General features: G+C 61.8%; 18 protein-coding genes. 13 read left to right on the forward strand and 5 right to left on the reverse strand.

Annotated elements, in window-relative coordinates; translation table 11 throughout:
- Positions 1 to 2: 2 nt before the first annotated feature.
- The 3 genes from P3T16_RS06085 to fixL form a co-directional block, all read right to left on the reverse strand.
- Positions 3 to 1,361 carry a DUF3300 domain-containing protein gene (locus P3T16_RS06085; protein ID WP_429341571.1) on the reverse strand — a complete coding sequence of 453 codons (1,359 nt, stop codon included), beginning with the start codon at positions 1,359 to 1,361 and terminating at the stop codon, positions 3 to 5.
- A gap of 537 nt (positions 1,362 to 1,898) precedes the next feature.
- Positions 1,899 to 2,543: an oxygen response regulator transcription factor FixJ gene (fixJ, locus tag P3T16_RS06090; protein ID WP_429257709.1), complete on the reverse strand. Its 645-nt coding sequence runs from the start codon at positions 2,541 to 2,543 to the stop codon at positions 1,899 to 1,901.
- The gene (gene fixL / locus P3T16_RS06095; RefSeq protein WP_429257708.1) at positions 2,540 to 5,053 is read right to left on the reverse strand and encodes an oxygen sensor histidine kinase FixL; all 2,514 of its coding nucleotides are present in this window, start codon (positions 5,051 to 5,053) and stop codon (positions 2,540 to 2,542) included. Before fixL ends, fixJ begins: the two co-directional genes overlap by 4 nt.
- 275 nt (positions 5,054 to 5,328) lie before the next feature.
- On the opposite strand from fixL, the gene aceE reads away from it, so the two are divergent.
- From aceE to lpdA, 3 genes are all read left to right on the forward strand, one after another.
- Positions 5,329 to 8,025, forward strand: coding sequence for a pyruvate dehydrogenase (acetyl-transferring), homodimeric type (gene aceE, locus P3T16_RS06100; RefSeq protein WP_429341572.1), 2,697 nt, complete (start codon positions 5,329 to 5,331; stop codon positions 8,023 to 8,025).
- A 79-nt stretch (positions 8,026 to 8,104) separates the two neighbouring features.
- On the forward strand, positions 8,105 to 9,763 hold the full coding sequence (aceF, locus tag P3T16_RS06105) for a dihydrolipoyllysine-residue acetyltransferase (RefSeq protein ID WP_429341573.1): 1,659 nt from the start codon (positions 8,105 to 8,107) through the stop codon (positions 9,761 to 9,763).
- Between the two features lie 287 nt (positions 9,764 to 10,050).
- Entirely contained in the window at positions 10,051 to 11,817 is a 1,767-nt protein-coding gene (gene lpdA, locus P3T16_RS06110) for a dihydrolipoyl dehydrogenase (RefSeq protein ID WP_429341574.1), read from the forward strand.
- 283 nt (positions 11,818 to 12,100) lie between these two features.
- Here lpdA and P3T16_RS06115 read toward each other — a convergent pair whose 3' ends face one another.
- Complete coding sequence (locus P3T16_RS06115) at positions 12,101 to 12,676, reverse strand: phasin family protein (RefSeq protein ID WP_429257704.1); 576 nt, start codon at positions 12,674 to 12,676, stop codon at positions 12,101 to 12,103.
- A gap of 777 nt (positions 12,677 to 13,453) precedes the next feature.
- Between P3T16_RS06115 and pbpG the strand changes: the two genes are divergently transcribed.
- Positions 13,454 to 14,623: a D-alanyl-D-alanine endopeptidase gene (gene pbpG, locus P3T16_RS06120; protein ID WP_429341575.1), complete on the forward strand. Its 1,170-nt coding sequence runs from the start codon at positions 13,454 to 13,456 to the stop codon at positions 14,621 to 14,623.
- Between the two features lie 113 nt (positions 14,624 to 14,736).
- On the opposite strand, the gene P3T16_RS06125 is transcribed toward pbpG, so the two are convergent.
- Positions 14,737 to 15,543, reverse strand: a complete 807-nt coding sequence (locus P3T16_RS06125; RefSeq protein WP_429257702.1) for an IclR family transcriptional regulator — start codon at positions 15,541 to 15,543, stop codon at positions 14,737 to 14,739.
- 191 nt (positions 15,544 to 15,734) lie between these two features.
- Here P3T16_RS06125 and P3T16_RS06130 point away from each other — a divergent pair, with 191 nt between their 5' ends.
- From P3T16_RS06130 to hscB, 9 genes are all read left to right on the forward strand, one after another.
- Positions 15,735 to 16,457, forward strand: a complete 723-nt coding sequence (locus P3T16_RS06130) for a (Fe-S)-binding protein (protein WP_429341576.1) — start codon at positions 15,735 to 15,737, stop codon at positions 16,455 to 16,457.
- Between the two features lie 75 nt (positions 16,458 to 16,532).
- Positions 16,533 to 17,945 (forward strand): lactate utilization protein B, encoded by a 1,413-nt coding sequence (locus P3T16_RS06135; RefSeq protein WP_429341577.1) that lies wholly within the window; start codon positions 16,533 to 16,535, stop codon positions 17,943 to 17,945.
- Positions 17,946 to 18,920: 975 nt separating this feature from the next.
- A complete protein-coding gene (locus tag P3T16_RS06140; RefSeq protein WP_429257697.1) occupies positions 18,921 to 19,163 on the forward strand; it encodes a hypothetical protein in 243 nt (80 codons plus the stop codon).
- A 105-nt stretch (positions 19,164 to 19,268) separates the two neighbouring features.
- On the forward strand, positions 19,269 to 19,751 hold the full coding sequence (locus P3T16_RS06145; RefSeq protein ID WP_429341578.1) for a low molecular weight protein-tyrosine-phosphatase: 483 nt from the start codon (positions 19,269 to 19,271) through the stop codon (positions 19,749 to 19,751).
- Between the two features lie 128 nt (positions 19,752 to 19,879).
- A complete protein-coding gene (gene iscR / locus P3T16_RS06150; RefSeq protein WP_429257695.1) occupies positions 19,880 to 20,407 on the forward strand; it encodes a Fe-S cluster assembly transcriptional regulator IscR in 528 nt (175 codons plus the stop codon).
- A 92-nt stretch (positions 20,408 to 20,499) separates the two neighbouring features.
- Entirely contained in the window at positions 20,500 to 21,723 is a 1,224-nt protein-coding gene (locus P3T16_RS06155; RefSeq protein WP_429257694.1) for an IscS subfamily cysteine desulfurase, read from the forward strand.
- 76 nt (positions 21,724 to 21,799) lie between these two features.
- Positions 21,800 to 22,216, forward strand: a complete 417-nt coding sequence (gene iscU, locus P3T16_RS06160; protein ID WP_429257693.1) for a Fe-S cluster assembly scaffold IscU — start codon at positions 21,800 to 21,802, stop codon at positions 22,214 to 22,216.
- A 173-nt stretch (positions 22,217 to 22,389) separates the two neighbouring features.
- The gene (gene iscA / locus P3T16_RS06165) at positions 22,390 to 22,713 is read left to right on the forward strand and encodes an iron-sulfur cluster assembly protein IscA (protein ID WP_429257692.1); all 324 of its coding nucleotides are present in this window, start codon (positions 22,390 to 22,392) and stop codon (positions 22,711 to 22,713) included.
- A 151-nt stretch (positions 22,714 to 22,864) separates the two neighbouring features.
- The gene (hscB, locus tag P3T16_RS06170; RefSeq protein WP_429341579.1) at positions 22,865 to 23,392 is read left to right on the forward strand and encodes a Fe-S protein assembly co-chaperone HscB; all 528 of its coding nucleotides are present in this window, start codon (positions 22,865 to 22,867) and stop codon (positions 23,390 to 23,392) included.
- The last annotated feature ends 68 nt before the right edge of the window (positions 23,393 to 23,460 follow it).

Below are 23,460 nucleotides of genomic sequence, written 5' to 3' on the forward strand. Positions count from 1 at the left end.
GTTCAACGTTGACGGCCAAAGTGGCGCTGACCGCCGCCGCCACCACCCAGTCCGCCACCGCCACCACCCAGTCCGCCGCCGCGCTGTTGACCGCCGCCGCCTGCGCCGAGCCCACCGCTGGCCTGTTGACCGCCGCCGCCCGCGCCGGGCCTGCCGCTGGCCTGTTGACCGCCGCCGGCGCCGAATCCACCGCTGCGTTGCTGACCGCCGCCTGACCCCAATCCGCCGCCCGCGCTTGCCTGCGACTGGCGGCTCGCTTGCCCGCGTTGTGCGTCCTGCTGCGCGGCACTGCCGTTGCCGGCACCGCGCAGCGCGTTGTCGCGGTTCACGTTCTGCGCGTTGTTGCGCACGTTATTGGCATTTGCACCGCCCTGCTGGATGCCCTGCACGCGCTGGCTCGCCGTGCCGCTCATGTTCTGGCCGGTACGATTCTGCAACGTCTGCTGCGCCTGCGCACGCGCGCTGCTGTTGTCGCGTCCACGGTAGGCATCGCGCTGCGTGCTGCTCAGATTGTTGCTGACATTGGTGTTGCGGTTGACGTTGGCGTTGCGATTCCAGTTCGTCGTGCTGCTGTTGACGTTGAGCTGCCTGTTGACGTTGATGTTGTTGTACTGGTTGACGTTAATGTTAACGCTGTGATTGTTCCAGTTGAACCCGCCCCACAGCGAGTTCGCAATCGCGACGCCGGCGCCGAACGCAAGGCCCGCGGCGAGGCCGGTCGCGATCGCATAGCCGGGCGGCGGTGGAACGTACACGGGCGGATACGCGGGATAGGGCCACGCGCCGTAGACGACCGTGGGGTTATAGGTCGGCACGTACACGACCTGCGGATTCGCCGGCACGATCTGGATCGTGCTCTGTTCGACGACCACCTTTTGCTGTTCGCTCGATTTCAGGTTGCCTGCCTGCTGCGCCTGCTTGCGCAGCCGCTGCACGGAGTCCATCACGTCGTTCGGCTGGGCGAGAAATGCGTTGCCGAGTTGCGTGACCCAGTCCGGCTTCGATGCCATTGTGGCGAGCACCTGAGGGAACGCGACAAGCGATTGCACGCTCGGGTCCCACGGTTGCGGCGCGACCGCCTTCACGGCATCGTCGCCCTTGAGGTTTGGATTCGACTTCGACCAGGCTGCGGCGGCTTCTACGTCCTGCGGGAATGTGGAGGCCATCAGCACCTGCGCGAGCAGGGCGTCCGGGTAGAGCGCAATGGGTGCGGTCAGCGAGTCCAGCTGCTGGTTCGAAACCTTCGCGGGGCTTTGCGCATAGGCAACGGTGGGCGTAGCGATGCCGATGAACAGCGGCGCGCCAGCGAGCGCGGCACAGAGAAGCAGCACACGTGGCTTGTGTGCTCCGGATCGTTTCACGATGAAGTCCTCCCGGCTGCGTGATGCGCGCATGGACTGCCAGCAGCGAATGCTGCAGTGCCATCGCGCAAGGAATTGAAGAAGCTGGTGGCAAGCGAGATCGATAACCCGGCGAGGTGCGGGTGCATGGGTTCCGTCATGTCCGCGAGGTGGGTCTTGCGCGATGCATGAACTGCCGCCCGTTGCCATATCGCGTGTGACGTGCATGAAATCTCGGACTCGCGATCATCGGGCATCTGCACGTTCCTGATATGCGGTGACACCTAAATTAAGGGGCAAAGCAAGGGCTGTCAACGTCTATGATGAAACGTTACGATTCACGTTTTGTGCACTATTGAACGCATTGCGTCGATGCACGAAACAATGTCCGTGTGAGTCATGCGCATCGCATGCGCGACGCGGGTCCGAGGCGTGATCAATAGAAGTACTTGCAATCCTGCACCGGAACGACGATGCACAGGTACGCCGGCGGGGCGTTGGGGAAACGCATGCTGACCGGACCGTTTGGGTCCGGCCAGCATGGTGATGAGGCGGGCGTTACTGCGCTTGTTGCGGCTTGTTCGACAGTGCGAGTCGCAACAGGTCGGCGACCGTATTGACGTTGAGCTTTTCCATGATGTTCGCGCGGTGCGCTTCGACGGTCTTGATGCTGATGCCGAGGTCGTCGGCGATCTGCTTGTTCAGGCGGCCGGCGATGATCCGCTCCAGCACCTGATGTTCACGCGCCGTCAGCTTGCCGAGACGTTCGGCCGCTGCGCGTTGCTGCTGGACGCTGCTGCTTTCGCTGCGCGCCTTGTCGAGCATGCGCTCGACCAGCTTGCGCAGTTCGGCTTCGTCGAACGGTTTTTCGATGAAGTCCATCGCGCCTTTTTTCATCGTCGACACAGCCATCGGCACGTCGCCGTGACCCGTGACGAAGATGATCGGCAGCGACGCGTTGTCGGCGATCAGGCGTTCCTGCAACTCGAGACCGCTCATGCCCTGCATCCGCACGTCGAGAATCAGGCACGCGATCTGGCCCGCGTGCTGGGCGGGCTGGTAGGCATCGACGAACTGCTCCGCGCTGGAGAAGCACTGCACGCGATAACCGTTCGCCTCCAGCAGCCAGCGCAGTGAATCTCGCACGGCCTCGTCATCGTCGACGACAAAGACGGTTTCCTGTGTGGTGACTGGGGTGTTCATGTCTCTCCCGTAACGGTTTGTGGTGTCGGCGCCTCTGACCCGCCGTTGCTCGGGCCGTCGGGCTCTCCAATAGGCAGACTGCAATGGAACGTAGCGCCTGTGATGTGGCCGTCAGATTCGACGTTGTTCACCACCCACAGGCGGCCGCGATGGGATTCGATAATGGAACGGCAGATGTTGAGCCCCATTCCCATGCCATCGGACTTCGTACTGTAAAACGGTTCAAAGAGGCGCTCGGCTGTCCCTTCATCGACGCCCGGACCCTGATCGACGACGCTGATACTGACAAAGCCGTTCTCCATCCGGACGACAACGCGGATCACCGGATCGACGGCGTTCGGTCGTGCGTCATGCATCGCTTCGGCGGCGTTCTTCAGCAGGTTCACGAGCACCTGTTCGATCAGTACCGGATCGACGTAGATCACGGGCAGCCGCGAACGCATGTCGGTGATGATCCGGATCCGGCGCTTGCGCGCCTCGATTTCGGCCAGACCGACCGCATCCGCGACGATGTCCGAGACGCGCGTTGCCTGGCGCTTCGGCTCGCTGCGTTTCACGAACTCGCGAATCCGCTTGATGATCATGCCGGCCCGCACAGCCTGTTGCGCTGTCTTTTCCAGGACAGGTAAAAGGTTGTCGGGAGTTGTCCGACCAGATTTAACCAGTGCTACGGTTCCTGAGCAATAGTTATTGATGGCGGCGAGCGGCTGGTTCAACTCGTGAGCGAGCGACGACGCCATTTCGCCCATCGTCATCAGCCGGCTCGTGAATTGCAGTTTCTCGTCCTGCTGGCGCGCGAGTTCCTGTGCCTGCTTGCGTGTCGTGATGTCGGTCGCGATCTGCATCTGCGCGAGATGGCCGTCCACCCACTGAATGTACTGGCGCCGCACTTCGAACCACTTCTGGATGCCTTGCACATAGACTTCCTGTGCATCGGCGGTGCTTTCGGTCAGCGCGGCGGCGGGCAGGCCGGCGTAGGCATCGACCATGTCGATCGAATCCGACGAAGCCTGCGCGTTGTCGAAACCCGCGCCCGCCAGTTCCAGATGGCCGTCTGGACGGATGCCGAACAGATGCCGGTAGTAGCGGTTCGCGAACAGCAGTTCGGCTTCGTCGGCGGCGAGCACGGACACGGCGGCGTCGAGGCTTTCGAGCACGGTCGTGAAGCGCTCGTGCGCGGCCGCGAGTTCTTCACGGGCGCGCTTCGGCTCGGTGATATCGGTCATCGACGACATCCAGCCCGTCTGGCGACCTGAGCTGTCGATCAGCGGTGATACATAGAGACGCGCGTGGAACAGCGAGCCGTCCTTGCGCCGCACGCGCAGCTCGAATCCGGACGACGGCGCCTTGCCACGCAGCGTCATGTCGAGCTGACGCTGCATTTCTGGATAGGCGTCGCGCGGCCAGTAAGGGAAGGGGGCGGTCTTGCCGTTGAGGTCGCTTTCGTCCCAGCCGGTCATGCGGCAGAACGCGGGGTTCACGTGCGTGATGCGGCCGTGCATGTCGAGCACGCGCATACCGATCAGCACCGAGTTTTCCATCGCGCGACGGAAGAACGCTTCGGCGTACAGCGCCTGCTGTGCCTCGAAGCGCTGGCGCGTGTGCTTCCACAGACTCCACAGGCTCCACAGCACAAAACACGACAGACCGGCGACGAGCCAGACGAGCGTGTTGTTCGTGAAGTTGGTCATCTGCGGATACGCGTACACGCGCACCGAGACGCCCTGGCCGGGCGGATCGAGCGGCAGGTCGTAGAACGCGTCGCGCGGCAGGCGCGGACGCGTCGACGTCGTGGCCAGCTCGCGGTTGTTCACATCGATGATGGAGATCTTGTACTTCGCGGAGAGCTCAGGCGGGATGTCGTGCTTGAGGATGCCTTCGACTGAAAACACCCCGGCGATCGTGCCGAGAAACTCCCGTTCACGGAACACCGGCGTCTGCAATGTGATGTAGCCGTTGCCAAGATCGTCGTAGATCAGCGGCGAATAGACCTGGCGGCGCGTGTCGCGCGCTTCGGCGAAGGCGGCCTTCACGGCCTCGTCCATCTGGTTGTCGCTGGGTTTGGCGAGACGCTGTCCGAACACCGGCAGCGCGGTATTGGGCCAGCGCGGCTGCTGCTGGCTCGTATACCAGTTCATGTAGAGGATTTCGGGATGCCCCTGCATGATGTCCGTGGTAGACACCTGGAACGAATGCGGATCGGCGTGGCCGGCGGCGAGATCGCGTGCCAGCGCCTGCACCTGTTCCTGCGCACCCGTCATGGAAAGCCGGATCTGCTGCTGCGCCCACGCCACGTTACGGTAGAGCGTGTCTTCCTGGGTCTGCTGCTCGCGGCGGTTGAGACTCCAGAGGATCAGGCTCATGACGACCAGAAACACCAGGATCGAGAGCAGCGGCGTCAGCAAATAGGAGTTCGACCACCATGGTCCATGGTGCCAGCGGGACGGCGGCGTGTCCGCCGGCGAGCCGGACGGTCGCGCCGAGCGTGCGAAAAGGCGTTCGGTCAACATGCGTGGCATTGTAGCGCAGCGCGTCTTCGCGAAATCACGCAAAAAACGGTCGAAACTGGCTCTAATCGGAGCAAACTAGCCGACGTATCCGCGACGAGCCAGTGAATTCAGTGTGCGTCGCAACAATTTTCCGCATTATGAGAAATGATCTCGCAATTCGAAATTTTAGTTGCAGAGAGGTCTGACGCCTTATTACAATCGCCGGAAAGCTGCCGCGGTCGGGCTTCGTCCGCGTCGTCTGTTCAAAGAGCGTTCCTTATATTCAGGAGACGAGCATGTCCGCTGTACCCGACGAAGTGATGAAATATGTCGCCGCCGAAAAAGACGACGATCCCCAGGAAACCGGCGAATGGCTGGAAGCGCTGGATGGCGTGATTTCTGCGGTCGGTCCGGACCGCGCTCACTATCTGATCGAAAAACAGATCGAATTCGCCCGTGTGCACGGCGAACATCTGCCGTTCTCGGCAAACACTCCGTACATCAACACGATCCCCGTCGGAAACCAGGTGCAGATCCCGGGCGACCAGGATCTCGAACACCGCATCCGCTCGTACACGCGCTGGAACGCCATCGCGATGGTGCTGCGTGCGGGCAAGCATACGAACGTCGGCGGCCATATCGCGTCGTTTGCATCGGCTGCCACGCTGTATGACGTGGGCTACAACCATTTCTGGCGCGCGCCGTCTGAACAACACGGCGGTGATCTGATCTTCGTGCAGGGCCATTCGTCGCCGGGTGTGTACTCGCGCGCGTTCCTGCTCGGCCGTCTGACTGAGAACCAGCTCGATAACTTCCGTCAGGAAGTGGGCGGCGAGGGCATCTCGTCCTACCCGCACCCATGGCTGATGCCGGACTTCTGGCAGTTCCCGACCGTCTCGATGGGCCTCGGCCCGATCATGGCGATCTATCAGGCGCGCTTCATGAAGTACCTGCAGGCGCGCGGCGTGGCGAAGACCGACGGTCGCAAGGTGTGGGCATTCCTCGGCGACGGCGAAACCGATGAACCAGAATCGCTCGGCGCGATTGGCATGGCCGGCCGCGAACGTCTCGACAACCTGGTGTTCGTGATCAACTGCAACCTGCAGCGTCTCGACGGCCCGGTGCGCGGCAACGGCAAGATCATCCAGGAACTCGAAAGCGAATTCCGTGGCGCCGGCTGGAATGTCATCAAGGTCATCTGGGGCAGCCGCTGGGATGCGCTCTTCCAGCGCGACAAGTCGGGCATACTGATGCGCCGGATGATGGACGTCGTCGACGGCGAATATCAGACGTACAAGTCGGAATCGGGCGCGTACGTTCGCGAGCATTTCTTCAACACGCCAGAACTGAAGGCGCTGGTTGCCGACTGGTCCGATGAAGACATCTGGAACCTGAACCGTGGCGGCCACGATCCGCACAAGATCTACGCGGCATTCCACGAAGCGTCGAATTCGAAGGGCCATCCGACCGTCATCCTCGCGAAGACGATCAAGGGCTACGGGATGGGCGAAGCCGGCCAGGCGATGAACATCACCCACCAGCAGAAGAAGATGCAGGTGGACCAGCTGAAGAAATTCCGCGACCAGTTCCGTCTGCCGATCGCCGACGACGAACTCGTCAACGTGCCGTACCTCAAGTTCGAGGAAGGCTCGAAGGAACTCGAGTACATGCGCAGCCGCCGCCAGGACCTGGGCGGTTACCTGCCGGCGCGTCGTCAGAAGGCCGAATCGCTGCCGGTGCCGGAACTGAACGTGTTCGAGCCGCTCTTGAAGGGCACGGGCGAAGGCCGCGAGATCTCCACGACGATGGCGTTCGTGCGGATCCTGAACATCCTGCTGAAGGACAAGGCGCTGGGCAAACGCGTCGTGCCGATCGTGCCGGACGAATCGCGTACGTTCGGTATGGAAGGTCTCTTCCGCCAGATCGGTATCTGGAATCAGGACGGCCAGAAGTACGTGCCGGAAGATTCCGACCAGCTGATGTTCTACCGCGAATCGGAAACCGGCCAGATCCTGCAGGAAGGGATCAACGAGGCAGGCGGGATGTGTGACTGGATCGCAGCCGCGACGTCGTACTCGACGCACGGCGAGATCATGATCCCGTTCTACATCTTCTATTCGATGTTCGGCTTCCAGCGGATCGGCGATCTGGCGTGGGCAGCGGGCGACATGCGCGCACGCGGCTTTCTGCTGGGCGGCACGGCTGGCCGCACGACGCTCAACGGCGAAGGTCTGCAGCACGAAGACGGTCACTCGCTGATGTGGGCGGCTTCGGTGCCGAACTGCGTGAGCTATGACCCGACGTTCGGTTACGAACTGGCGGTCATCATGCAGGACGGTCTGCGCCGCATGGTGCAGGACCAGGAAGACGTGTACTACTACATCACCGTGATGAACGAAAACTACGAGCATCCTGCGATTCCGCAGGGCGATGCTGTAGCGGCCGACATCATCAAGGGCATGTACTCCTTCAGGAAGGCCGAAGCCGACAAAAAGGCGCCGCGCGTTCAGCTGATGGGCGCAGGCACGATCTTCAACGAAGTGATCGCTGCTGCCGACCTGCTGAAGAACGACTGGGGCGTCGCGGCCGACCTGTGGAGCGTGCCGAGCTTCACCGAACTCGCGCGCGAAGGCCACGAAGTCCAGCGCTGGAACCTGCTGCATCCGACCGAAGAGAAGAAGGTCTCGCACGTCGAGAAGCTGCTGAAGGATGCGCCGGGCCCGGTCATCGCTTCGACCGACTACATCCGCGCGCTGACCGAACAGATCCGCGCCTTCGTGCCGCAGCGCTTCGTCGTGCTCGGTACCGATGGCTTCGGCCGTTCGGATACGCGTGAGAAGCTGCGTCACTTCTTCGAAATCGACCGCTACTGGGTCACCGTCGCTGCGCTGAATGCGCTCGCCGATGAGGGTACGATTGAGCGCAAGGTTGTGGCCGATGCCCTCAAGAAATACAACCTTGATCCCGCTAAACCCAACCCGATGACCGTCTAAGGCATCGCCCCCGAGTGCCATCCGTGCGCTTTCCGGCCTGAAGGGCGGGGAAGCGTGCGCGGCCCAGGAGACACTAACAATGAGTCAAGCGATCGAAGTCAAGGTGCCGGACATCGGCGATTACAAGGACATTCCTGTGATCGAGGTGCTGGTGAAGGCGGGTGACACCGTCGAAAAGGAGCAGTCGCTCGTCACGCTCGAATCCGACAAGGCGACGATGGATGTGCCGAGCTCGGCCGCCGGCGTCGTCAAGGATGTGAAGGTCAAGGTCGGCGACAACGTGTCCGAAGGCACGCTGATCGTCTTGCTCGAAGACGCTGGAGGCGGCGGTGCGAAGGCGGCTGAGAAGCCTGCGCCGGCGAAGGAAGCTGCGCCGGCCGCGGCACCGGCGGCCTCCAGGGCTGCTGCGCCGGCGCCGGCCGCTTCAGGTGGTGGCGTGCAGGAAGTGAAGGTCCCGGACATCGGTGATTACAAGGACATCCCTGTCATCGAAGTCGCGGTCAAGGTCGGCGATCGCGTCGAGAAGGAACAGTCGCTCGTCACGCTCGAATCCGACAAGGCGACGATGGACGTGCCGAGCACCGCGGCCGGCATCGTGAAGGAAGTGAAGGTCAAGATAGGCGACAACGTGTCGGAAGGCTCGGTGATCGTGCTGCTCGAGACGGAAGGTGGCGCCGCGGCCGCACCGGCTGCGGCTGCGCCGAAACAGGAAGTCGAGAAGCCGTCCGATGCGCCGCAGGCGCCCGCGCCGGCACCGGCTTCGCCGTCTGTGCTCGCTCAGGCACCGGTCATTCAGGCTGGCGAAGGCGGCGTTCGCGCGAGCCACGCGTCGCCTTCGGTGCGCAAGTTCGCGCGCGAACTGGGCGTCGAGGTTGGGCGTGTGCAGGGTACGGGCCCGAAGGGACGTATCACGCAGGACGACGTCACCGCGTTCGTGAAGGGCGTGATGACCGGCCAGCGCGCTCTGCCGGCGGCGGGTGCGCCGGCTGCCGCAGGCGGGGGCGAGCTGAACCTGCTGCCGTGGCCGAAGGTCGATTTCGCGAAGTTCGGCCCGATCGATCCGAAGCCGCTGTCGCGCATCAAGAAGATTTCGGGCGCGAACCTGCATCGCAACTGGGTCATGATTCCGCACGTCACAAACAACGACGAAGCGGATATCACCGAGCTCGAAGCGCTGCGCGTGCAACTGAACAAGGAACACGAAAAGGCTGGCGTGAAGTTCACGATGCTGGCGTTCGTGATCAAGGCCGTCGTCTACGCGCTGAAGAAATTCCCGACGTTCAACGCAAGCATCGATGGCGATAACCTTGTCTTCAAGCAGTATTACAACGTCGGTTTTGCTGCCGATACGCCGAATGGTCTCGTCGTGCCCGTGATCCGCGATGCGGACAAGAAGGGTCTCGTCGATATCGCGAAGGAAATGGCCGATCTGTCGAAGGCCGCGCGTGAAGGCAAGCTGAAGCCGGATCAGATGCAAGGCGGCTGCTTCTCGATTTCGTCGTTGGGCGGGATTGGTGGGACGAATTTCACGCCCATCATCAACGCGCCTGAAGTCGCGATTCTTGGGTTGTCGCGCGGTGCGATGAAGCCGGTCTGGGATGGGAAGCAGTTTGTTCCGCGGCTGACGTTGCCGCTGTCGCTGTCGTACGACCATCGGGTCATCGATGGCGCCGAAGCCGCCCGGTTTAATGCGTATCTCGCTGCGGTTCTTGCCGATTTTCGGCGTGTGATTCTTTGATTTTTGACGCTGGAGCGCGACGTGGGTCTGGTCCATCTGTGATCCACGTCTCTCGCTAAACCTGCTTTCTTGCCGGTCTGCTAGCGTCGCCCCTGTGCGGGGCAGCACCTGCTTTTCTTTGTCCCACGGGACTTCCTTCGGGGCGTCTCCCAAAGAAAAGCAGGCAAAAGAAAGGCGCGTCCTTGGGCGGACTGCAAAGGGTGTCTCGCTCATGTTGTCGCACCTTTCGCGCAGTAAGCCGGCAGGTTTTCCTTCGTCAACACGGTCAATAAGAGAAGGGGACACTAATGAGTCTCGTCGAAGTGAAGGTGCCGGACATCGGCGATTTCAAGGACGTCGATGTCATCGAAGTCAATATCAAGCCCGGCGACACCATCGAGGTCGAGCAGGCACTCATGACGCTCGAATCCGACAAGGCTTCCATCGAGGTGCCCAGCGATACCGCCGGCACCGTCAAGGAAGTCAAGGTCAAAGCCGGTGACAAGGTCTCCCAGGGTACCGTCATCGCTATCGTCGAATCGGCCGACGCCGGTTCGGCTAAAGAAGCGCCTAAAGAGGCCGCCAGAGAACCTGAGAAAGTCGCGGCTCCTGCAGCCGCCAAACCCGCCGCCGCGCCACAGGCTGGCAGCTTCTCCGGCAACGCCGACATCGAGTGCGACATGCTCGTGCTCGGCTCGGGTCCTGGCGGCTATTCCGCCGCGTTCCGCTCGGCCGATCTCGGCATGAAGACGGTGCTCGTCGAACGCTATGCAACGCTTGGCGGCGTGTGTCTGAACGTCGGCTGCATCCCGTCGAAGGCGCTGCTGCACACGGCGCTCGTCCTCGACGAAGCCGAAGCGCTCAGTGCACACGGCATCACGTTCGGCAAGCCGCAGATCGATCTCGACAAGCTGCGTGACTTCAAGTCAGGCGTCGTCAAGAAGCTGACCGGCGGTCTCGCCGGCATGGCGAAGATGCGCAAGGTCGAAGTCGTGACCGGCGTCGGCGCGTTCGTCGATCCGCATCACATGGAAGTGCAGACCGACAGCGGCAAGAAGGTCGTCAGGTTCAAGCACGCCATTATTGCTGCCGGCTCGCAGGCGATGAAGCTGCCGTTCATCCCGGAAGATCCGCGCGTGATCGACTCAACCGGCGCGCTCGAACTGCAGCAGATTCCGCAGCGCATGCTCGTGATCGGTGGCGGCATCATCGGCCTCGAAATGGCGACGGTGTACGCGGCGCTCGGTTCGCAGATCGACGTCGTTGAAATGCTCGACGGCCTGATGCTGGGCGCCGACCGCGATCTCGTGAAGGTCTGGGAGAAGTACAGCGGCAAGCGCTTCGCCAGCCTGATGCTGAAGACGAAAACAACGGCGGCCGTTGCGAAGGACGATGGCATCTACGTTTCGTTCGAAGGCGAGCAGGCACCGGCTGAACCGCAGCGCTACGACCTCGTGCTCGTTGCGGTAGGCCGCAGCCCGAACGGCAGGAAGATCGGCGCAGAAAACGCCGGTGTTGCCGTGACCGACCGCGGCTTCATCGAAGTCGACAAGCAGATGCGCACCAACGTGCCACACATCTTCGCGATCGGCGACATTGCCTGCCAGCCGATGCTCGCGCACAAGGCGGTGCACGAAGGTCACGTCGCCGCGGAAGCCGCGCACGGCGAAAAGGCGTACTTCGACGCGCTGCAGATTCCGTCCGTCGCGTTCACCGATCCGGAAGTGGCGTGGGCCGGCAAGACGGAAGACCAGTGCAAGGCCGAAGGCATCAAGTACGGCAAGGCGGTGTTCCCGTGGGCCGCATCGGGCCGCGCGATTGCCAACGGTCGCGACGAAGGCTTTACGAAGCTGATCTTCGACCATGAAACGCATCGCGTGATCGGCGGCGGGATCGTCGGGCTGAACGCCGGCGACCTGATCAGCGAAGTGTGCCTCGCGATCGAAATGGGCGCGGACGCAGCGGATATCGGCAAGACGATCCATCCGCATCCGACGCTCGGCGAGTCGATCGGTATGGCGGCTGAATTGTATGAAGGCGTCTGTACGGATTTGCCGCCACAGAAAAAGAAGTAACGTTTCGCGGTCTTGTCAGGCCAAAGAAAGACGGCGCGCCCTTTACGGGGCGCGCCGTTTTTTTCGGCTGTTCAAGGTCCGCGACAATACCGGCGCCCCAAAAAAAACCCGGCGGTGGCCGGGGAAACGATACGCACTGTTCGAACGTATCGGAGCGTCGGGCCCGGCAGCCCACCGTGAAACACGGCGGGCTGCCCGGCGCTGTTGCGTGATACACCAGCTTGATCGACTACCTTGATCTATTCGCTTAAGGTACTACAGGCTGCCGACGTCCAGTAAAACCTTAGACAGTCGCCTTCTTGGTCGTACGCGATGCCTGCGCTGCAGCTTGCGAGGCAGCCTTCGATGCGGCCGTAGCGGCTGCATTGAAGTTGCTTTCAGCGATTTCAACAGCCTGCTTCGTTGCCTTGTGAACCGTTTCGTACGTCGTGTTGGCGGCGGTGATGGCCGACTTGATCACGGCGACGGCGGTTTCCGAACCAGCCGGTGCGTTCTTCGCGACGTTTTCGACGAGCGACTGCACCTTGCGGTTCTGTTCTTCATACTGGGCTTCTGCGACGCGGGCAAATTCAGCTTGCGTAGCCGAGGCGATTTCATACACGTGACGGCCATACGACAGTGCCTTTTCGGCGACCGGCTGGGCGAGGCTGGCTTGCAGTGCGAGGAGTTCCTGCGCATCCTTCACCGACAGCGCCCGTTGTGCATTTTCCTGGCTTTCTGCAAGCGTCGATTTCACGACTTGCAGGTTCAGTTCGACGAGCTTTTCCACGCCTTCAAAAGCCTTGGCGGTGAGGCCGAACAGCGTTTCGAGGTTGGCCTTTTGTGCTGCGGCGAATTGCTCAGGGGTCAGCAGGGTCATGTTTACGCTCCTGGAAAGCGGTCCGTCTAAACGCGGACCGCGTTGGGTTAATACAACCGGCAAAGCTGTCGACACGCACTGGCAACAGTCTTTTGTGCGTCGCAGCAATGGTTCCCATTTTAGGACAGCCATCTCGAAAGTCAAGCGTTTTTTGTGCGCTGCACAATATCGAGAATTTCTCGATAAAACAAAAGGTTATGAAGTGCGTATGACATTCGTGTGAAGCCGTCAGAAAATCACTTGCACCGTGGCGGTGCGTCCGGTAACGCTGTCAGGCAGGCTGCGGGCGGCTGGGCGGCGGTCAGCAAAGACTGACAATCGATGGCAAAATCGGTGACCCTGCGGTAAACCGAAATCTGTCACGGAACGTTAAAAGACCATTGCGGTCGAACGCGCGGCACCGGTTTTTACAGCGTGCGCTTAACAAAAATGCGGCGGTGCGCGAGTCGCCACGCCTCGCGTGGTGTAAGGGCAAATCCTGGGCTTATGCGGGCGTCCGCGCCGCGGCGCCGCGCGGGCCGTGTTTCCCCTCATCAAGCTTGCTGCGAAATTGCCGTTAAGCTGGTAGAAGGGCACGGATCCCGGGCGCCGCGCGTCACAACAGACTGTCTGGCGCGTCCGATCATTTTTCTTGATCGGACGCGCCATATTTATTGGCTTTCTACAATCGGACCTGACAAGCCGGTTTAAGGAGGGCCTTTAAGTGCTTAATATTGCTAATTTTTCGTGGTTTTACTACACTTGCGGACAACTCTTGCCGCTCCATATAGAACACCAATGAAAACCGACATGTTTTCGTCGCTAAAAGTGATCCACGGCGCGGCTATCAGCACCGCTCTCTCGGTGGCCGCCTCGCTGGTCATCACGGCGGCGTTCGCTGTGCCTGCTGACGCGTTTGCCGCGTCAGCCACTGCCACCGACACCGCGCCTGCCAAACCGGCAAAAGCGACCAAATCCAGAAAAACGGCTTCGACGGCCGCAAAGTCGTCGAAGGCTGCGACCGTCGTCGCCGCGAAACCTGATGATGACGCGCCGCGCGCCACGTCGAAGAAGCGGCGCGTTTCGTACTCGATGAACGGTCGCCATCATTCGGGCGTGCGTCAGGTGGCTTTCGAGCCGCGCCAGCAAACCGTCGGTCAGGCATTCGGTCTGCACGAAACCCCCGACGCGCTGATGCTCCGTTCGAGCGTCGCGTATGTGGTCGACCAGAATTCGTCCGAGCCGCTGTTCGACAAGAACTCGCGCGCCGTCGTGCCGATCGCGTCGATCACGAAGCTGATGACCGCGATGGTGGTGCTCGATTCGAAAGCGCCGATGACCGAGCAGATCGAAGTCACGGACGAAGATCGCGATTACGAGAAGAACACGCGCTCGCGTCTGGCGGTCGGTTCCGTGCTGTCGCGTGAAGACATGCTGCACATCGCGCTGATGGCGTCGGAGAACCGCGCGGCGGCGGCGCTGTCGCGTTACATCCCGGGCGGTCGTCCGGCTTTCCTCGCTGCGATGAATGCCAAGGCGAAGGCGCTGGGCATGAACGACACGCACTTCGAGAACTCGACCGGCCTCACGAGCCAGAACGTGTCGAGCGCGCGTGACCTCGTGAAGATGGTGAACGCAGCGTATCAATACCCGATGATCCGTCACTTCTCGACCGATCGCAGCTACGAGGTGTTCACCGGCAAGCGGTCGCTCGCGTACAACAGCACGAACGCGCTGGTACGTAACCCGTCATGGGATATCGGTCTGCAGAAAACGGGCTTCATCAATGAAGCCGGCGAGTGCCTCGTGATGCAGGCCACCATCAATGGCCGTCCGATGATCATGGTGCTGCTCGATTCGTCGGGCAAATATTCGCGTTTTGCGGACGCAACGCGTCTGCGGACCTGGATCGATAACGGCGGCGAAGCGCATATCACCAGCGCGGACGCCGGCGGCGCGGGCACCTGATTGCGTCGTTCTCTTCCCGGTTTGGCAAGGTCGCAAAAAAAGCCCCGCATCTGCGGGGCTTTTCATTGGCGCTGCCGGTTCGTCCGGGTCGGGATCAGACTGGATCCGAAAGGTCAGGCGTGCTGTGCCTGTGCGCCGCCCGGTTGCGGCTGCGGCCGGTAGCCGAGCGACTCCGAAATCACCAGTGCAGTCTGGCTCAACTGCCCGAGCCACGAGTCCTGCAGACGATCCGCCGGCGCGGACAGGGAAAGCCCTGCGACGAGACGGCCCGTGTCGTCGTAAATCCCAGCCGCGATGCAGCGCACACCGAGTTCCAGCTCCTCGTTATCGCGCGCACACGACTGCTGGCGCACATTGAGCAACTCACGTTCGAGCTTGGCCAGATCGGTGATGCTGTTCTGCGTATGGCCGGACAAGCCGGTGCGCGTGGCGTAGGCGCGCACGCGGGTGGATTCGTCGGCGGCGAGGAAGAGCTTGCCGACCGAAGTCAGATGCAGCGGCGCGCGGCCGCCAATCGCGCGGACCACCTGCATACCCGACCGTTCGGAATAGGCGCGCTCAATATAGACGATCTCGTCGCCCTGGCGCACCGACAGGTTCACGGTTTGCCCGGTCGAACGATGCAGTTCGCGCATCGGCGTCAACGCGGCGTCGCGAACCGAAAGGCGCGCCTTCACCAGGTTGCCGAGCTCGAGAAGACGCATGCCGAGCCGGTACGTGCCTGGATCGGAACGGTCGACGAGACGGCACGTCACCATGTCGTTCAGGATACGGTGGGCAGTAGAAGGGTGCAGCTCGGTGCGTTGCGCGAGCTCTTTCAGGCTGACCGGGTCGCTATGCGCAGCAAGGGCGTCCAGCAGGCGCATCATGCGCTCGATCACCTGGATCGATGTCTTGGGATCCGGGTTCGTGTCGCTCATGGGGAGAAATCAGTTGACGCGTCAAACAGCGGAAAATTGATTGTATCTCGTATAGTGAAAAAAGCGAACGCCATTCGAGACAGACTCGAGGGCGGACTCGAATCGCTCCGAATCTTGTCCGAATGGCCAGTGGCGTTGGTTTTACACGCCAGACAGCGGATAATCGGGGACGTTTTCCCGAAGGAGCGCCTATGCGAGTCGGTTTATTCGTCACGTGCCTGATTGACCTGATCCGGCCGGAGATCGGCTTCTCGGTCATCAAGCTGATCGAGAAGGCCGGTTTCGAGGTCGTGGTGCCGCCGGCACAGACCTGTTGCGGGCAGCCTGCGTACAACTCGGGCGAGCGTCGCATTGCGCGCGATCTCGCGGAGAAGACGCTCCGTGAATTCGAGCAGTTCGATTACGTCGTCGTGCCGTCGGGTTCGTGCGGCGGCATGATTCGCGCGCATTATGGCGACCTTTTTCGCGACGATCCTGAGTTGATGGGCCGCTACACGCGTGTGCAGCCGAGAGTATTCGAACTGACCGAGTTCCTCGTCAGTGTTGCGAATGTCAGATTGACGCCGGGCGAATTCGAAGGCCCGGTGACGTACCACGATTCGTGTTCCGGACTGCGCGAACTGGGCGTCAAGGAACAGCCGCGCGCGCTGCTCGCGCAGGTCGGCGTGCCGGTCAACGAAATGAAGGACTGCGAGCGCTGCTGCGGCTTTGGGGGAACATTCGCGGTGAAATACGGCAACATCTCCACGGCCATCGTGGATGAGAAATGCGCGAACATCCACGCGAGCGGAACCGAAGCCGTCGTGCTCGGCGATCTCGGCTGCATGCTCAATATAGAAGGGCGCCTGCGCCGTACGGGCGATACGACCACGCGCGTGCTGCATATCGCGCAGGTGCTGGCCGGCGACGCCTGATCTTTGCGTGAACCAGACCACTTGCTGCACAGTGTGGGTGTCATAGCCAGTCATTTACCGGATTCCAGGGTCGCCATGCAGGTTCAATCGATGCAGTTCAAGGCGCGCGCGGGCCAGAAACTCGCCGACCAGCGTCTGCAACAGAATCTCACCAAACTGTCGACGAAGTTCGTTTCGGCCCGCGCCGCCGCGATCACCGGGATCGACTTTGCCGCGACGCGCGATGCGCTGAAGGCGCTCCGCAACCGCGCGCTCGAGAATCTCGACGTCTGGCTCGAGACGTTCGAGCGCGAGGCGGCCCGGCGCGGCGTTACGGTCCTGTATGCCGAGACAACGCAAGCCGCGGCGCGTCTGATCGCGGACATCGCACGTGAGCACGACGTGAAAAAGGTGATCAAGACGAAGTCGATGGTCACCGAGGAAATGCGTCTGAACGCGGTGCTCGGCGAAATGGGCGTGCAGTCGGTCGAGACCGATCTCGGCGAATACATTCTGCAGATCAATGACAACGAGGCGCCGAGCCACATCATCGCGCCGGTCGTCCACAAGGATAAGGACGAGATCGCGGATCTCTTCGCGAAAGTGCATCAGCGGCCGCGTCTGACCGAAATACCTGATATGACGCGCGAGGCCCGCGAGATGCTGCGCCCGCATTTCATGACCGCCGATATGGGCGTGACGGGCGGCAACTTTCTGATCGCAGAAACGGGTTCCGTCGCGCTGGTGACCAACGAAGGCAACGAAGGCATGTGCACGGTGATGCCGCGCGTTCATGTCGCTGTGACAGGCATCGAAAAGATCCTGCCGACGCTGGAGGATCTGGCGACCGCCATGCGCCTTCTGCCTCGTTCGGCGACGGGGCAGGCGACGTCGAACTACTTCTCCGTGCTGACCGGCCCACGCGGTGCCGGCGATCAGGATGGGCCAGAGCATATGTATGTGGTGCTGGTCGACGGTGGGCGCACCGGGCTGCTCGGCGGTGACTTTCAGGAGATGTTGCGGTGTATCCGTTGCGGCGCCTGCATGAATCACTGCCCGGTGTACCAGAAGGTCGGCGGCCACGCATATGGCTGGGTCTATCCAGGGCCGATGGGGTCGGTGCTGACGCCGGCCTACGTCGGTCTCGACAAGGCGATCGATCTGCCGCAGGCGGCCACGCTGTGTGGCGAATGCAATAGCGTGTGTCCCGTCGGCATTCCGATATCCGACCTGTTGCGCAAGCTTCGGGAGAAACAGATGGAGCGCCACCTGCGGCCGTGGCAGGAGCGGCTCGGGCTCGCGGTGTGGGGTTATTTCGCGCTACACCCCAGCGCCTATGCGCTCGTCACGAAACTCGCCGTGCGCGTGCTGGAAAGGATGGGCGGGCAGAAGCGCGCCATCGCGCGTCTGCCGCTCGGTTCCGGCTGGACCAATACGCGTGATATGCCCGCGCCTGTCGGGCGGACTTTCCGTGAGTTGTACGCGGCGCAGCGCAGTCATATCGGCTGATGGATCGGTTGCAGGCGTAGAAAACATGAACGGCGCGGTCCTGAAACCGCGCCGTTCATGTTTCTGGCCTTTGCAACGGCTGTCTCTCCAGGCTCTGGCCCTGAGGCGCGTCACCCGCGCAACACGCTCAATGGCGGGGCCCCCGCCAGTCCGGGCCGTTGGTTGTCTCCGCGGTGCGGCTGGATCCGCGACCGTTGCCGCCATTGCCTCCGTTCCCACCCTGCGGAGGAGGACGGCCGCCGCCATGGTCACCCCCCCAGCCACCGCCATTCGGCCCACCGGCCTGGGGCGGGCCGCCGCCGCCCGGCCGGCCGCCACCGGCCTGAGGCGGGGGCGGGCCACCGCCGCCCGGCCGGCCACCACCGGCCTGAGGCGGAGGCGGGCCGCCACCACCCGGCCGGCCGCCACTCTGAGGCGGCGGGGGCGGCGGTCGGCCGTGACCGTAGTAGCCGCGGTTGTAGTCTCGATCGTAGTAGCCCCGGTCGTAATATCCCGGCCCGGAGTAACCGCCGAAGCCGAGGTACACGTTGGCCTGTGGCGGAGGCGCTCCATAACCATATCCCTCGGCCGGATAGCCCTGACCGTAGCCGTCGTAGGTGTCGTAGCCGCCGCCGTAGGCCGGCGTGCCGTCCGGATAGACGGCACAACCGGCAAGGGCCGTTGCAGCAGCAAGGCCAGCTATCAATGCGATGCGTTTCATGGGGAGGTAACTCAAAAGCCTTTCATTGCAGTAAGACAGCTTTTTACAGGGCTTGTCATATCTGCATTGTTCGATTTTGTAAGGATTTCTTTCATCCGCTCGCGGGAGTCGCGTCCGCAGATCGCGTGAAAGGCACGTTTGACTCGCGCACTGTTTCCTGCAGGACAACGCTGTTTCTCGCGAGGGTGGGTTTTTCCCGATTGCGTCCCCATCTATCATTTCGAATGGGCAAAGTGGGTCACAAGCTCACCCGCCTTCAAACCAAGGAACGCATCATGAAAAAGACAATATCGATGTACTGGCCACTCGCCATCGTCCTGCCGCTTGCCGCCGCCGCTTACGTCCACGTCTGTAGCGAAGCTGCTTCGCGCGCGACGCAGACGCCGCTCGCCGCTGGCCAGCTCACCGCCGAACTGGCGCGGGCCGTATCGTACGGACTTGTCGGCGATGACGCCAGCATGCCCGCGAAAAGCCTGCGCGACGCCTCCGTTCTGCCGGCGGTTTCGGCAACCCTGTAAACAAGGTTTGGGGCCGTGGCAAACGTGGTTTTGCCGGCCTTTGTATAATCACGACTTCGCTGCGGATCGCGGCTCTTTGACTGCCTTACGCTCCGGACCGATCTGGTGAAAACGATCTCCATCTGCTTTGTCTGCCTCGGGAATATCTGTCGCTCGCCGACGGCGGAAGGGGTGATGCGGCATCAGGTCGAGGAAGCAAGGCTGTCGGATCACATCCTGATCGACTCGGCCGGCACCGGCGACTGGCATATCGGCGCTTCGCCCGACCGGCGGGCGCAACACGCGGCCGGTCAGCGCGGCTACGACCTGTCGGCGTTACGCGGCCGACAGATTGGCCCGGTCGATTTCGAGCGCTTCGATCTGCTGATCGCGATGGACGACGCGAACGTCGCCGCGCTGAAGGCAGTCTGCCCGCCGGCGCAGCGCGACAAGATCCGGCTGCTGATGGAATTTGCGCCCGCAGCCAACGGGCGCGAGGTCGCTGACCCGTATTTTGGCGGCGATGCGGGCTTCGAGCAGGTGCTGGACCAGTGTGAGGCGGCGTGTCGTGGACTGATCGCGGCGCTGCGTCCCCAATTAACCACCTGACGGCGCCGCTGATCGCGCAGTCTTCTATCTGTTAGATAACCGGAACGGGGATAGGGATACTTGACTAAATTCGTCATGTATTTATACTTGACCAAACTTGTCGAGAATTGCGGTATCCCCAATACATCATGAGACTCACCACGAAAGGCCGTTTCGCCGTCACGGCGATGATTGACCTGGCATTGCGCCAGGAGCAGGGCCCGGTGACGCTTGCGGGTATCAGCCAGCGCCAGCACATTTCCCTGTCCTACCTCGAGCAGCTGTTTGGCAAGCTGCGTCGCCATGAGATCGTCGAGTCCGTTCGCGGGCCGGGCGGCGGGTACAACCTCGCGCGTCGCGCTGAGGCGGTGACCGTTGCGGACATCATCATTGCCGTCGACGAACCGCTCGATGCCACCCAGTGCGGTGGCAAGGGCACCTGCGAAGGCACCAAACAGCACGATGGTCACTGCATGACGCACGAACTGTGGTCGACGCTCAACCAGAAGATGGTCGAGTATCTCGATTCGGTGTCGCTAAAAGACCTCGTCGACCAGCAGCGTTCGCGCGAAGGTGCGCCCGCGGTGATCCGCGACCGGCGCAGCGAAGCGCCCGTCGTTGAAACCACGCGCGTCACGCCGAAAGGACCGAATTCCGTTTTCAACCTGGCCGGTTGACACTTGCACGCGCAGGAGCGAAGGGCGCGACAGAAAGCCCTCGGGTCCAGAGCCAGAGACAGAGCCAGCACATAGATTTCCCGGAGCGATTGATGAATAACGACATTCCCCACCTGCCCATTTACATGGATTACAGCGCGACGACGCCGGTCGATCCGCGCGTGGTGGACAAGATGATTCCGTATCTGCGTGAGCAGTTCGGCAACCCGGCATCGCGCAGTCACTCATATGGCTGGGACGCGGAACGTGCGGTCGAGGAAGCGCGCGAAAACGTCGCCGCACTCGTGAATGCCGACCCGCGCGAAATCATCTGGACGTCGGGCGCAACAGAATCGGACAACCTCGCGATCAAGGGCGCCGCGCACTTCTACAAGAGCAAGGGCAAGCACATCATCACGGTGAAGACCGAGCACAAGGCTGTGCTCGATACCTGTCGCGAACTCGAACGTGAAGGCTTCGAAGTCACGTATCTGAACGTGAAGGACGACGGCCTGATCGACCTCGACGTGTTCAAGGCCGCGCTGCGCCCGGATACGATCCTGGTATCGGTCATGTCGGTGAACAACGAAATCGGCGTCGTGCAGGACATCGAGACGCTGGGCGAAATCTGCCGCGAAAAAGGCATTATTTTCCACGTCGACGCGGCGCAGGCCACGGGCAAGATCACCATCGACCTGCAAAAGCTGAAGGTCGACCTGATGTCGTTCTCGGCGCACAAGACGTACGGTCCGAAGGGTATCGGCGCGCTGTATGTCCGCCGCAAGCCGCGCATCCGTATCGAAGCGCAGATGCACGGCGGCGGTCACGAGCGCGGTATGCGTTCGGGCACGCTGGCCACGCACCAGATCGTCGGCATGGGTGAAGCGTTCCGTATCGCACGCGAAGAAATGGCGACGGAAAACGAACGCATCCGCATGCTGCGCGACCGTCTGCTGCGCGGTCTGTCGGACATCGAAGAAACGTATGTGAACGGCGACATGGAAAAGCGTGTCCCGCACAACCTGAACATCAGCTTCAACTTTGTCGAAGGTGAGTCGCTGATCATGGCGGTTAAGGACGTTGCGGTGTCGTCGGGTTCGGCGTGCACGTCGGCTTCGCTGGAACCGTCGTATGTGCTGCGGGCGCTGGGTCGCAACGACGAACTGGCGCACAGCTCGATCCGCTTCACGGTCGGCCGTTTCACGACGGAGCAGGACGTCGACTACGTGATCAACCTGTTGAAGAGCAAGATTGCCAAGCTGCGCGACCTGTCGCCGCTGTGGGAAATGCATCAGGACGGTATCGATATTTCGACCATCCAGTGGGCCGCGCACTGACGCGCCTGCATTGACATCAGCGTCGACATCGACATCGACATCGAACGCAGTTTGAAACGAATCAAGGAGTGACATCATGGCTTATAGCGACAAGGTTCTGGACCACTACGAAAACCCGCGCAACGTCGGTTCGTTCGCGAAAGACGACGATGCAGTCGGCACCGGCATGGTCGGCGCGCCGGCCTGCGGCGACGTGATGAAGCTGCAGATCCGCGTGGGCGCGGACGGCATCATCGAAGACGCAAAGTTCAAGACGTATGGCTGCGGTTCGGCGATTGCATCGAGTTCGCTCGTCACCGAATGGGTGAAGGGCAAGACGCTTGACCAGGCAATGACGATCAAGAACACGCAGATCGCCGAAGAACTGGCGCTGCCGCCGGTGAAGATCCACTGCTCGATCCTCGCGGAAGACGCGATCAAGGCAGCGGTCGCCGACTACAAGCAGCGTCATGGCGCTACCGCAGAAGCGGGCGAAAAGCAGCACGCTGCTTAAGCGCGATTCGTAGCGACGGATTCGCAGCCAGCGGGTCCACAGTGGATAGCAGGCAGCGGGCGGTCTGAAAAGCGCGGCAACGCGTAATGGAACTGCCCGGCATGAGCGATATTGGATGCAGGCAGGGTCGCAGGGCGCGGGATGATACCCGGGTCCGCGCAATGAGAAACGCTATGGCAATTACGTTGACCGAAAAGGCAGCACAGCACGTCCAGAAATACCTGACGCGGCGCGGCAAGGGTGTCGGCCTGCGCGTCGGTGTGCGCACGACCGGATGCTCGGGTCTTGCCTACAAGCTCGAGTACGTGGACGAACTCGCGGCCGAAGACGAAGTGTTCGAATGCAACGGCGTGAAGGTCATCGTCGACCCCAAAAGCCTTGCCTATATCGACGGCACGGAACTCGACTTCGCACGCGAAGGATTGAACGAAGGCTTCAAGTTCAACAACCCGAACGTGAAGGACGAGTGCGGCTGCGGCGAATCGTTCCGCGTGTAAGGCCGCGCGATGCGGGAAAAAGGCGGCGCGGGCCGCCTTTTTAATTTCCCGGCATGCTTCTCACGCATTGCTTCCTGTACTTTCGCCGCCTGTTTTCCGGTGCGCTTCCAGCGTACATTCAACGCCCCTCATCAACGGACGATGTAATCCGATGGCCTCGCTGACCGACAGCCACTTCGACCTGTTCAACCTGCCGGCGCAATACTCGATCGACGCCAGTACGCTCGATCACGCCTATCGCACCGTCCAGGCGCAGGTTCATCCCGACCGCTTTGCCGCCGCTGGCGACGCGCAAAAGCGCATCGCGATGCAGTGGGCGACGCGCACCAACGAGGCGTACCAGACGCTGCGCGATCCGCTGAAACGCGCTACCTATCTGCTTTCGCTGCGCGGGATCGATGTTGGCGCGGAAAACAACACCGCGATGGAACCCGCGTTCCTGATGCAGCAGATGGAATGGCGCGAAGGCACCGAAGATGCGGCCGCCGCGAAGAATGTGGATGCGCTCGACGCGCTGCTTGCCGAACTACGCGACGAAGAGCGTGTGCGCTTCACGAAGCTCGGCGCGCTGCTCGACAGCGGCGCGAACCAGGCGGCCGGCGAAGCGGTGCGTCAGCTGATGTTTATCGAGCGGGTCGCATCGGAAATCGTCGCGCAGATCGAGAAGCTCGATAATTGATACAACGCTTCCGGTCGCGTTTGCCGCGAATCACTCGAACCACTCGGACCACTCATTAACGGTTCGAA

It is taken from the genome of Paraburkholderia sp. GAS42, from assembly GCF_050436565.1.
GTDB lineage: Bacteria > Pseudomonadota > Gammaproteobacteria > Burkholderiales > Burkholderiaceae > Paraburkholderia.